We start from the raw sequence: 12,649 nt of genomic DNA, 5'->3' as shown, positions 1-12,649 counted from the left end.
AGTTTTGTTTTTTGGTTATAATAAATACAAAAGTATAAGAAAATAAAAAAAGCAAACATGACTTTAGTCATGTTTTAGACTTTTAACTAAATAACAAAAACGTATATTTGTGAGTTCAAACAAACAACAACGAACCTATGAGTGATTCTAGAAAAAGGCGTGAAGCTTTACTATATCATGCAAAACCGAAACCAGGAAAAATAGCAGTAGTACCTACTAAAAAATATACAACACAGCACGATTTGTCGTTAGCTTACTCTCCTGGAGTAGCAGCACCTTGTTTAGAGATAGCAAAAGATAAAAATAATGTTTATAAATATACTGCAAAAGGAAATTTAGTCGCAGTTATTTCTAACGGAACGGCTGTTTTAGGTTTAGGAGATATTGGGCCAGAGGCCTCTAAACCTGTTATGGAAGGGAAGGGGTTGTTGTTTAAAATCTTTGCAGATATTGATGTTTTCGATATTGAAGTAGATGCTACTGATGTAGATAAGTTTGTAGAAACAGTTAAAGCAATTGCACCAACTTTTGGAGGTATTAATTTAGAAGATATTAAAGCACCAGAAGCTTTTGAAATAGAAAGAAGATTAAAAGAGGAGTTAGATATTCCAGTAATGCATGACGATCAGCATGGTACTGCTATAATTTCTGCGGCTGCTTTAAAAAACGCCATTGAGATCATTGAAAAAGATATTTCTACTGTTAATATTGTAGTGAATGGAGCAGGAGCTGCTGCAATTTCTTGTACGCGTTTGTATTTAAAGCTAGGCGTTAAGAGAGAGAATGTAGTGATGTGTGATAGCAAAGGCGTTATTAGAAAAGATAGAGGTAATTTAACGTCACAAAAAGCCGAATTTGCAACCGATAAAGATGTAAATACTCTAGAAGAAGCAATGCATAATGCAGATGTTTTTATAGGTTTATCTAAAGGGAATGTAGTAACACCAGAGATGTTATTATCTATGTCTAAAGATCCTATTGTTTTTGCAATGGCTAATCCAGACCCTGAGATAGAATATCAATTAGCAGTTGATACTCGTGATGATATTATCATGGCAACAGGTAGATCAGATCATCCTAATCAAGTAAATAATGTACTTGGATTTCCATTTATTTTTAGAGGTGCTTTAGATGTTAGAGCAACAAAGATTAATGAAGAAATGAAAATGGCTGCTGTACATGCTTTAGCCGATTTAGCAAAAAAATCGGTTCCAGAGCAAGTAAATATAGTATACGATGAGGTAAGTCTTTCATTCGGTAGAGAGTATATTATACCGAAACCATTTGATCCAAGATTAATATATGAAATTCCTCCAGCGATTGCGAAAGCAGCAATGGATTCTGGTATAGCGAAAGAACCAATTACTGATTGGGATAAATATCGTGAAGAATTAATGGATCGATCAGGAACAGGAAGTAAGGAAATACGTTTGTTACATAATAGAGCAAAGAAAGATCCAAAACGTGTAGTTTTTGCTGAAGCAGATCATTTAGATGTGTTAAAAGCAGCACAACGTGTTCATGATGAAAAAATTGGAATTCCAATTTTATTAGGAAGGAAAGATGTTATTCTAGAGTTAAAAGAAGAATTAGGTTTTGATGCAGAGGTTGTTATCATCGATCCTAAAACTGATGAAGAAACAGATAGGAGAAACAGATACGCAGAAACTTTTTGGAAAACAAGACAACGTAAAGGTATTTCTTTTTTAGAAGCTCAAAAATGGATGCGTGAGCGTAATTACTTTGCAGCAATGATGGTAAATACTGGTGAGGCTGATGCTTTAATTACGGGGTATTCTAGATCATACCCTTCTGTAGTAAAACCAATGTTAGAATTAATTGAGAAAGACAAAGGAGTTACTAGAGTGGCAGCAACAAATATGATGCTTACTAAGCAAGGGCCTATGTTTTTGGCTGATACTACTATTAATATAAATCCTACAGCTAAAGATTTAGCAAAGATTAGTCAATTAACATCATCACTTGCAAAAATGTTTGGTATGAAACCACATATTGCAATGTTAGGTTTTTCAAATTTTGGTTCATCAAAAGCCGAAAGTTCAGTGAAAATAAGAGAAGCAGTATCTTATATACATCGTTATCACCCAAATGTAATTGTTGATGGTGAGTTACAAGCAGATTTTGCTTTAAACCCAGAGTTATTAGCAAAAGAATTCCCTTTTTCTAAACTAAATGGTAAAAGAGCAAATATCTTGATCTTTCCAAATTTAGAATCAGCAAACATAACTTATAAGTTAATGAAACAAGTTGATGGAGTAGAATCTATAGGGCCTATCTTGTTGGGGATGAGCAAGCCAGTTCATATTTTACAATTAGGTGCAAGTGTAGATGAAATGGTTAATATGGCCGCTGTAGCGGTTGTAGATGCTCAAAATAAGTTAAGAAAAAAATAAGATTTTTAATAGATAATAAATTGTTTACTTTAGTCAACTTGAAAATCAATTGAATGATAACACAGCTTAAAGGAAAACTTGTAGAGAAAAATCCTACATATGCAGTAATTGATTGTAATGGAGTAGGGTACTTATTACATATTTCATTAAATACATATTCGGCATTACCAGACAATGAAAATGTATTGGTTTATACGCATTTATCTATTCGTGAAGATGCGCATACTTTATTTGGCTTTTCTAGTAAAGTTGAAAGAGAAATATTTAGATTACTTACTTCCGTTTCTGGTGTAGGTCCAAGTATTGCAAGAACAATGTTATCATCAATGACATCAGAAGAAGTACAGCAAGCTATTGCTTCAGAAAATGTTAAAGAAATACAATCTGTTAAAGGAATCGGAGCAAAAACAGCACAACGTGTTATTGTTGATTTGAAAGATAAGGTTTTAAAAATCTTTGATTTAGATGAAGTTTCTGTGACACAAAACAATACAAATAAAGAAGAAGCGTTATCTGCATTAGAGGTTCTAGGCTTTGCGCGAAAACAAGTAGATAAGGTTGTAGGAAATATTTTAAAAGAAACACCTAAAGCTAGTGTCGAACAGCTAATAAAACAGGCGTTAAAAAATTTATAAAAAAGTTTGAAAAAGACAATTATTAATAGATTACTTACAACACTTGCTTTATTGTTAAGTGTTGTTTCGTTTTCACAAAGCACTTCGGGAAATAGTAAAGGAGCAGTAAAAAAAGATACTGTTATACCTCTTAAATATAATTTTAGTAATACTCAGAAAGGAAGTCTTTTTTTAAGTAATCCGTCTGAAAAAATTATAACGTACGATAAAGCAATAAATAAATTTGTTTTGGTAGAGAAAATAGGTAATTACCACATTGGTACTCCTATTTATTTTACTCCGGAAGAATATAAGACGTATCGATTAAAGAATGATGTAAAAACTTATTTTAAAGAAAAAATTGATGCAACAAATTCTAAGAAAAAAGGAACTAAAAAAGCAAGAAAAAATTTACTGCCAAAATATTATGTAAACTCTAAGTTTTTTGAATCTATTTTTGGTGGAAACACCGTTGATGTAAATCCTACTGGACAAGTAAATATAAAATTAGGAGGAATTTATCAGAAAAATGAAAATCCTCAAATTTCTATTGAAAATCAAAGTAGTTTTACGTTTGATTTCGACCAACAAATAAGTGCCAGTTTACAAGCAAAAGTAGGGAAAAGGTTAAAAGTAACAACAAATTACGATACCCAATCTACATTCGATTTTCAGAACATCATTAAACTAGAATATACACCAACAGATGATGATATTATAAGAAACATTGAGGCAGGTAACATTAGTATGCCAATTAAAAACTCATTAATTAATGGAGCGCAGGCATTGTTTGGTGTAAAAACAGAATTGCAATTTGGTAAAACATATATAACAGCAGCATTTTCACAACAAAACTCACAGTCTAAAACAGTTGTTTCTGAAGGAGGAGCTACAATTGAACCTTTTGAGTTAAGAGCTTCTGATTACGATAATGATAGACACTTTTTTTTAGGACAATATTTTAGAGAGAATTATAAAAAAGCGCTTGCAAACTACCCATTAGTAAGTAGTTCTATAAATATTACAAGAGTAGAAGTTTGGATTACAAATAGAAATCAAAATGTAACAGATTATCGTAGTATTGTTGGTCTTGCCGATTTAGGAGAATCTAGTGATGCTAATGAGGTGAATTCTGCAGAAATTAATGCAATTCCTGGAGCAATTTCAGTAGGATCTAAAATATTACCCTATAACGGAGTTAATAATTTAAACCCATTATTAAGTACTATATCAGGAGGTATTAGAGATGTTGCTACAATAGATAATGCTATTACATCTTTAGGAATTACTCCAAAACAAGGGTTTAATTATTCGTATTTACAAAATGCGCGTAAGTTGCAGCCTAATGAATTTAGAATGCACCCTCAATTAGGTTTTGTTTCTTTGAACAGACGATTGAATGATGGTGAGGTTTTGGCAGTTGCCTATGAATATACGGTTGTTGGTACTTCAAACGGAGAGACAGTATTTAAAGTAGGAGAATTTTCTAATGATATTGTTGCGCCAGGTAATTTAGTAGTAAAATTATTACGTAGTGAAATTTTAAATACGGTACGACCAGGTACATCTACAACTACAAGTCTTGGAGAAGCATTTCCTACTTGGCGGTTAATGATGAAAAATGTATATGCATTAGGTGCTTTTCCTCTACAACGAGAAGGTTTTCGATTTGAATTATTATACCGTGATGATGAAACAGGAACTTTACAAAATACTTTACAAAAAGCTTTAACTTCAGGGATTAGAGATAAGCCATTATTACGTATTTTAAATTTAGATAAACTAGATCAAAGTCAGTACACAGTTCCTAACGGAGATGGTTTTTTTGATTATGTAGATGGAATAACAGTTAACTCAGAGAGGGGATATGTACTGTTTCCTGAACCAGAGCCATTTGGAGATGATTTAAAAGGAGAACTTACTGATGCTGTAGATCAAGAAAAATATTTATTCGAAGAATTATATTTAACAACGAAAATTCAAGCAAAAAATGAATATCAGAATAAAGATAAATTCTTTTTAAAAGGATATTTTAAATCAGAATCAAGTAGAGGTATATCGTTAGGAGGCTTTAATATACCTAGAGGTTCTGTTAAAGTTACAGCTGGAGGACGACAATTGGTTGAAGGAGTTGATTATGTAGTAGATTATCAGTTAGGAAGAGTACAAATTTTAGACCCAGGATTAGAAGCTTCTGGAATTCCAATAAATGCAACAACAGAAAGTAATACTTTATTTAGCCAACAAAGAAAAACATTTATTGGTATTGATGTAGAACATCGTTTTTCAGATAAATTTATTTTAGGAGGAACCTATTTAAATGTAAGTGAAAAACCGATTACACCAAAAGTTAATTTTGGAGGAGAGCCTATAGATAATACGATGTTAGGTTTAAATTTAGATTATTCAGCAGAAGTACCATATTTAACAAAATTGGCAAATAGATTACCATTTGTAGAAACAGATGCACCTTCAAATGTATCCGTTAGAGCAGATATGGCATATTTATTACCAGGATCGCCTAGTGGAATTAATGTAGATGGAACTGCAACATCATATTTAGATGATTTTGAAGCATCCCAAATACCAATTAACTTAAATTCACCACAACAATGGTTTTTAGCAAGTACGCCCGAATCACAAGGTTTCGATGGTGGTACAGGTGATTTATCATATAATTATAAAAGAGGTAAAATTGCATGGTATAATGTAGACCAGTTGTTTTATGGTAGTGGTAATAGACCTAGTAATATTGATGAAACGGAATTATCAAGAGATGAGGTTCGTCAAATTCGATATAATGAGTTATTTCCAAATACCGATTTAGATATTACACAACAGAATTTAGTACGGACGCTAGATTTAGCATACTATCCAGCTGAAAAAGGCCCGTATAATTATAATGCGAATGCTAGTTCTGTAACTCCTGAAGAGCGTTGGGGAGGAATTATGCGACCATTAACAACGAATAATTTTGAGCAAGCCAATGTAGAATATATTCAATTTTGGTTAATGGATCCTTACGAAAATCATTCTATTAATCAAGCAGAAGGAATGCCTGTTGGAGTGAATGCTAAAGACCCAAGTAATCAAGTAGGGAAGTTATTTATTAATTTAGGTAATGTTTCTGAAGATATTTTAAAAGATGGAAGAAAGCAGTATGAAAATGGATTACCTATTGATGGAAATAAAATTGACGGAACAAATGTAAATGCCACAGCTTGGGGTAATATACCAATTAACCCATCAATATTATATGCTTTCGATTCAAGTAATGAAGCTAGAGAAAACCAAGATATTGGTTTAGATGGTTTATCAGATGAAGAAGAAAAAATTAAATACCCAGCATTTGCTTCATCAGAAGATCCTGCAGGAGATAATTTTCAATATTTTAGAGGAGGTGCAATAGAAGCATCAAGTCCATCAGTTTTATCGCGTTATAAAAATTTTAATGGTACACAAGGGAACTCGCCAACAGCAAGTCAATCAGGTGAATCATATCCAACCTCTTCAACTGCATATCCAGATACTGAAGATATTAATAAGGATCAAACAATGAATCCTGTTAATAGTTATTTCGAATACGAAGTTTCATTAAATAAGAGTGATTTACAACTTGGGCAAAATCATATTATCGATATAAAAACAGAACAAGTTACATTAGTAGACGGAACCTCAAGAAATGCTACTTGGTATCAGTTTAGAATTCCTGTTAGAAATGGAGCTAACGCAATTAATGGAATTACAGATTTTAATAGTATCCGTTTTATACGAATGTTTCTTTCACAATTTAAAATGCCAGTAGTTTTACGATTTGGTGAGTTAGAGTTAGTGAGAGGAGATTGGCGTAGATATACAAAGACATTTCCAAATGTAGGGGTTCCTGTTAGTTTGGATAATGCAGAACTTAATAAGTTTGAAGTTGGGGTTGTTAGTATCGAGCAAAATTCAGATAAATATCAGCTTCCTCCAGGAATTGAAAGAGAACAGTTACAAGGTACAAACAGAATTCAGCGACAGAATGAGCAATCAGTAACTTTAAAAGTAACTGATTTACCAGCAGATGAACAAAGAACTATTTATAAAAATATAAGTATAGATATGCGTAGGTATAAGAATTTACGTATGTTTTTACATGCCGAAGCACCTACGAGTTCTACTACACAAAATGATGAAACAGTAGCGGTTGTTCGTTTAGGTACTGATTTAAATGATAATTACTACGAAATTCATAAACCATTAAAATTATCTCCTTCTAATGGATCTACTACACCAACAGGTGTTTGGCCAACGGAAAATAATTTGGTAGTCCCTTTACAAGAGCTAGCAAATTTAAAAATTGAAAGACCAACAGGAGCAGGAACAAGCATTACAGATATATTTTCAGGAACAAGTTCCAACGGGTTGAAAATTTATGTAAAAGGAAATCCAACATTGGCACAAATAAGAACAGTAATGTTAGGTGTTAAAAATACATCAACTGGATCAAAAAATATTGAAGTTTGGTTTAATGAATTGCGTGCCGTAGGTTTTGATAATAAAGGGGGGTGGGCTGCCGTTTTAAATGCGGATGCAAACCTTGCAGATGTAATGGATGTTTCTTTAGCAGGTAGAATGTCTACCATTGGTTTTGGTAATGTAGAAGATCGAGTACAACAAAGAAGTATTGAAGAAATAAAACAATATAGTGTTGCTACGAATATTCAATTAGGTAAAATGATGCCTAAAAAATGGGGTATGCAAGTGCCTATGAGTTATAGTTATGGAGAAGAATTTAGAGATCCTAAATATGACCCACAGTTTCAGGATATAGCATTAGAAGATGCTTTAGATAAAAACCCAAACAGTAAAAATGCACAAGATTATACACGTAGAAAAAGTATAAGTTTTATAAACGTAAAAAAGAATAAAAACCCAGAAAGTAAGAAGAAACCTAAATTTTACGATGTAGAAAATCTATCAGTTTCTTATGCACATAATGAAGAGTTTCATAAAGATTATAATATTGAAAAGTTTGAGAATAAAAATGTAATGGCAGGAGCTAGTTATAGTTTTAGCTTTAAGCCTTTTGTTATCGAACCCTTTAAAAAGTCGAAAAAACTTAAGGGTAAATTTTATAAATTTATAAAAGATTTAAACTTTAATCCTGTACCTAAAACAATAGCACTTAATTCTAAGATTAATAGAAATTATAACTCGCAACAATCAAGAAATTTAATTGTTGATCCTGTTAATCCGTTACCAGCACAACCAGAGCTAATTCAACGTAGATTTATGTTTAATTGGGATTATACTATTGGTTTTGATTTAACAAAATCGTTACAATTAAACTTTAATGCTACGAATAATTATATTTATGATGGTTTTGGAGCTGACGAAGATTTAGAAATTTATGATCAGTTTTTTAATATCGGTAGACCAGATAACTATAACCAAAAATTAAATGCAACTTATAAATTGCCAATTAATAAGTTACCTTATTTAAGCTTTATAAATGCTGATTATGGGTATACTGCAGATTTTAATTGGAAATCAGGATCACAAAGTGTCATTGAAAATACAGATGCAAGTACAGGAGAAGTTACCGTTATTGATTTTCAGGAAGTTGTTGGTAACATGGTTCAGAATGCAAATACACATAATTTAAATACAAACATTGACTTTGGACGTTTTTATAAGACTTTACGACTTGATAAATTATTATTAAAAGGAGCTAGAAAAAAACCAACGAAAAAAGGAGCGGCAACATTAGGAGCACAAGTAGCTGCAAAAAAGCCAAAATTAAAAAAGAATGCTTCTTTTGCACACAAAGTAATGAAAGGGATGTATGATGTGCTAACCTCAGTAAAAAGAGCAAAAATTAGTTACTCTCAAAACAATGGAACTTTATTAGAAGGATATAAACCATCGGTAGGCTTCTTGGGAAGAAATAATTATGGAGGAGGCTCTGCACCTACGCTAGGGTTTGTATTTGGAAGTCAAACAGATATTTTAAATACAGCTATTGAAAATGGATGGTTGGTAACAAGAACAAGTCAAACAGACGATAAACAACCTTATTATAATAAGAATTATGGAAAAACAAGATATAAAAAGCTAGATTATAATATTGCTGTTAAACCATTTAAGAGCTTAACAATTAATTTAAGAGGTAATAGAATTCAAACAAGTAATCTAAACCAACAACTAGATGTAATTTCTGATGGAAGTGGAGGTTTTCATCAAGACCCAAATATAAAAGCATTTGAAACAGGTAATTATAGTATTAGTCACTTTATGTTAGGTACTATTTTTACAGATAGTGAAGTTTTATACCAAAACTTTTTACAAAACAGAAGTATAGTAGCTGATAGGTTGGCGACTTCATTAGGAGTAGCTAATACCCCAACATCAGGATATCAAACTTCAGGACAACAAGCTATGTTACCTGCATTTATAGCTGCATATTCAGGAAAGAATGCAAATTCGGTAAGCACAGGTATTTTTAAAAACATTCCAATCCCAAATTGGACATTACGTTATAATGGTTTTATGAAATTTAAGTGGTTTAAAAAGAATTTTTCAGCATTTACACTGTCCCATGGCTATAAGTCATCTTATACAATAGGTAATTATACTAATAATTTGCAATATGGCGGAGTTGACTCAAATTCACCAATATCTGTAGGAAATCCACCAAAGACAAATAATTCTGGGAATTATCAATCAGAACTATTACTTTCGTCGGCAACTTTAATTGATGAGTTTTCTCCATTGGTAAAAGTTGATTTTAGAATGAAAAGTTCATTTTCTTTTAAAGGTGAAATAAGGCGAGATAGAAGTTTAACATTAAACTTTAATAATAATACCTTAACAGATATAAAAGGAACAGAATATGTTGTAGGATTTGGATATAAAATTAAAGATGTTAAATTTGTAACCCGATTTACAGGAAAAAAAGAAACCTTAAAAGGAGACATTAATCTAAGAGCAGATATTTCTTTAAGAGATAATCTAACTTTAATAAGAAGTGTTGATGAACAAAATAGTCAAATAACAGGAGGAGAGAAATTATTCGGGTTTAAATTGATCGCCGATTATAATTTAAGTAGTAATTTAACAGCATCGTTTTATTATAATCATCAAACGTTTCAATATGCTGTTTCAACAACTTTTCCAAGACAATCAATTAATGCAGGTATTAATTTAATATATAACCTAGGAAATTAAAACAAACAAATTAAAATTAAATAAAATAGTACAATGAACATTCCATCAGAATTAAAATATACAAAAGACCACGAGTGGGTAAAGATCGAAGAAGGTGTTGCTACAATTGGTATTACTGATTTTGCACAAGGTGAGTTAGGTGACATCGTGTATGTAGATGTTGATACTTTAGATGATACTTTAGATATTGAAGAGGTTTTCGGATCAGTAGAAGCGGTTAAAACTGTTTCAGATCTTTTTATGCCTTTATCAGGAGAAGTAGTTGAATTTAATGAAGCATTAGAAGATGAACCAGAATTAGTAAATTCTGATCCTTATGGTAATGGTTGGATGATAAAAATTAAATTATCTGATGATTCACAAACTGCAGATTTATTAAGTGCTGATGCGTATCAAGAACTTATTAAAGGATAATATAAAAATTAAAGCAATTGCAATACTAATTACCATCAGTATTGCAATTCTTAGTTTAATAAAGATAGGTTCTCAACCAATTCAAATAAAAAATTTAGATAAATATGAGCATGCTCTTGCTTATTTTGTTTTAAGTTTTTTTTGGTTATTAGTCTTTAGAACAACAAAAATCAATAAACTTATTGTTGTGTTTTGTTGTTTTTTTTACGGCATAATTATTGAGACTCTTCAAGTTACAGCAACATCATATCGATCTGGAGATATTTTAGATATTGCAGCAAATACGACGGGTATTTTAATAGCTTATATCATTTACTTTCTTTTTTTAAGAAAAATGTAGTTATTTAAAGGATTAGCTTGTAAAAGTTAAAATAATTTAATTAAATTAGCGAACTATTATAAAAACATTTAGGATGGAAATTAAGAAAAATCCAAAATCAAACTTAGAGAATTATAGTAAACTGTTTATGCAGTTAGGTTTGGTTTTAGCTTTATTTGTAACATATATTGCAATAGAAAATAAAACATATGATAAAACATATGGAGATTTAGGTTCTGCTAACATGGCTTCAGAAATTGAAGAAGAAACAATTGAACTTCAAATTGAACCACCAAAGCCGAAACCAAATACACCACCACCACCAGCTCCTGAAAAGATTGAGATTGTTGAGGATGAAAAAGAAGTTGAAGAGACAGTTATAGAAACTACTGAAACTGATGAATCTGAAGCTGTAGAAGTTGAAGAAATTGTTGAGGTTGAGGAAGAAGAAGAAATGGTTGAAGATGTACCTTTTTCAATTATTGAAGAAGTACCTATTTTCCCTGGATGTAAAGGAACAAAAGCACAAAAGAAAGCTTGTTTAAATAAAAAGTTACAAAAGCACGTACAACGTTATTTTGATGCTGAACTGGCAAATGAATTAGGTTTAGCTCCAGGTAAGAAAAGAATCTATGTTCAATTTAAAATTGACAAAGATGGATCTATTACGAATGTAAATGCAAGAGCACCTCACCCGAGATTAAAAAAAGAGGCAATGCGTGTAGCTAGAAAGATACCAAAAATGAAACCAGGTAGACAAAGAGGTAGAGCTGTAAGAGTTGGTTATACTTTACCTATTACTTTTAATGTTGAGTAATAAATAACTACAATATAAAATATAAAAAAAGCAATCCTATTTAGGGTTGCTTTTTTTATTGGCACACTTCTTGTCTTTAACATAGTATTAACATTAAAATTAATAACTATGAAATCACAAAAAAAGAATCCTAGAAAACAATTAGAAAAATTTTCATCAATTTTTACCCAATTAGGTTTAGTACTTGTATTATTTATTGTTTTTGTTTCGCTTGAACATGAAACTGAAAAAACAGCACAATTTTATGATGATTCAGGTAGAGAAATAGAAACTGTTTTTGACTTTTCACCAGATATTATCATTGAAAAAGTTAAAACAGACGTAAAGAAACCAATAAAAAGGGAACCAGTTAAAATTTTTGTTCTTCCAGTAATTGAAAAAAAACCAGAAACGACTCCAGCGCCTGTAATTGATTTACGAATTAATGAAGCACCAACAATTACAACTGGGGAGAAGAAAGAAACACCAAAATCTATTAAACCAATAGAAGGACCAGTATCTATAAATAACGTTCAAAATAGACCCGTTTTTAAAGGATGTGAAGGATTATCAGAAGAAGATAATAGAAAATGTTTTGAGAAAAAAATTAAAAAACATGTACAAAGGTATTTCGATGCTGAAATTGCGCAAGATTTAGGGTTAAGATCGGGTAAGTATAAAATTTTCACACAATTTATAATAAATAAATCAGGAGTAATATCTGATGTGAAAATAAGAGCACCTCATAAAAGGTTAACAAAAGAAACCAATAAAGTGGTAAGCAAAATACCCAAATTTATACCAGGTAAGCAGAATAACAAACCTGTAAAAGTTAAATATACTTTGCCAATTACTTTTAAAGTAGAATAAATTTAAAAACTCA

At 31.2% G+C, this 12,649-nt stretch carries 7 protein-coding genes; all 7 read left to right on the top strand.

Going from position 1 to position 12,649, the window contains the following annotated elements; translation table 11 throughout:
* The first annotated feature begins 137 nt into the window (after positions 1-137).
* Complete coding sequence (locus CXF68_RS03060; protein ID WP_101042896.1) at positions 138-2,414, top strand: NADP-dependent malic enzyme; 2,277 nt, start codon at positions 138-140, stop codon at positions 2,412-2,414.
* 53 nt (positions 2,415-2,467) lie between these two features.
* Positions 2,468-3,049, top strand: a complete 582-nt coding sequence (gene ruvA / locus CXF68_RS03055; RefSeq protein WP_101042894.1) for a Holliday junction branch migration protein RuvA — start codon at positions 2,468-2,470, stop codon at positions 3,047-3,049.
* Between the two features lie 6 nt (positions 3,050-3,055).
* Positions 3,056-10,237 carry a cell surface protein SprA gene (gene sprA, locus CXF68_RS03050; RefSeq protein ID WP_232771601.1) on the top strand — a complete coding sequence of 2,394 codons (7,182 nt, stop codon included), beginning with the start codon at positions 3,056-3,058 and terminating at the stop codon, positions 10,235-10,237.
* A 33-nt stretch (positions 10,238-10,270) separates the two neighbouring features.
* Positions 10,271-10,651: a glycine cleavage system protein GcvH gene (gene gcvH / locus CXF68_RS03045; RefSeq protein WP_028889909.1), complete on the top strand. Its 381-nt coding sequence runs from the start codon at positions 10,271-10,273 to the stop codon at positions 10,649-10,651.
* Positions 10,623-10,991, top strand: a complete 369-nt coding sequence (locus tag CXF68_RS03040; protein ID WP_232771600.1) for a VanZ family protein — start codon at positions 10,623-10,625, stop codon at positions 10,989-10,991. The genes gcvH and CXF68_RS03040 overlap by 29 nt, the downstream gene beginning before the upstream one ends.
* Before the next feature lie 73 nt (positions 10,992-11,064).
* Positions 11,065-11,787 (top strand): energy transducer TonB, encoded by a 723-nt coding sequence (locus CXF68_RS03035; RefSeq protein ID WP_101042890.1) that lies wholly within the window; start codon positions 11,065-11,067, stop codon positions 11,785-11,787.
* A 108-nt stretch (positions 11,788-11,895) separates the two neighbouring features.
* Positions 11,896-12,636: an energy transducer TonB gene (locus CXF68_RS03030; protein ID WP_101042888.1), complete on the top strand. Its 741-nt coding sequence runs from the start codon at positions 11,896-11,898 to the stop codon at positions 12,634-12,636.
* Positions 12,637-12,649 lie beyond the last annotated feature (13 nt).

This window comes from Tenacibaculum sp. Bg11-29, assembly GCF_002836595.1.
Lineage (GTDB): Bacteria > Bacteroidota > Bacteroidia > Flavobacteriales > Flavobacteriaceae > Polaribacter.
Note: the sequence above shows the minus strand (reverse complement) of the source record. Positions and strands in the feature narration are given on the sequence as shown.

Excerpts from the sequence above, each read along its gene's own strand:
- CXF68_RS03060 (WP_101042896.1), top strand. The coding sequence starts at position 138 with ATGAGTGATTCTAGAAAAAGGCGTGAAGCTTTACTATATCATGCAAAA.
- ruvA (WP_101042894.1), top strand. The coding sequence starts at position 2,468 with ATGATAACACAGCTTAAAGGAAAACTTGTAGAGAAAAATCCTACATAT.
- gcvH (WP_028889909.1), top strand. The coding sequence starts at position 10,271 with ATGAACATTCCATCAGAATTAAAATATACAAAAGACCACGAGTGGGTA.
- CXF68_RS03040 (WP_232771600.1), top strand. The coding sequence starts at position 10,623 with ATGCGTATCAAGAACTTATTAAAGGATAATATAAAAATTAAAGCAATT.
- CXF68_RS03035 (WP_101042890.1), top strand. The coding sequence starts at position 11,065 with ATGGAAATTAAGAAAAATCCAAAATCAAACTTAGAGAATTATAGTAAA.
- CXF68_RS03030 (WP_101042888.1), top strand. The coding sequence starts at position 11,896 with ATGAAATCACAAAAAAAGAATCCTAGAAAACAATTAGAAAAATTTTCA.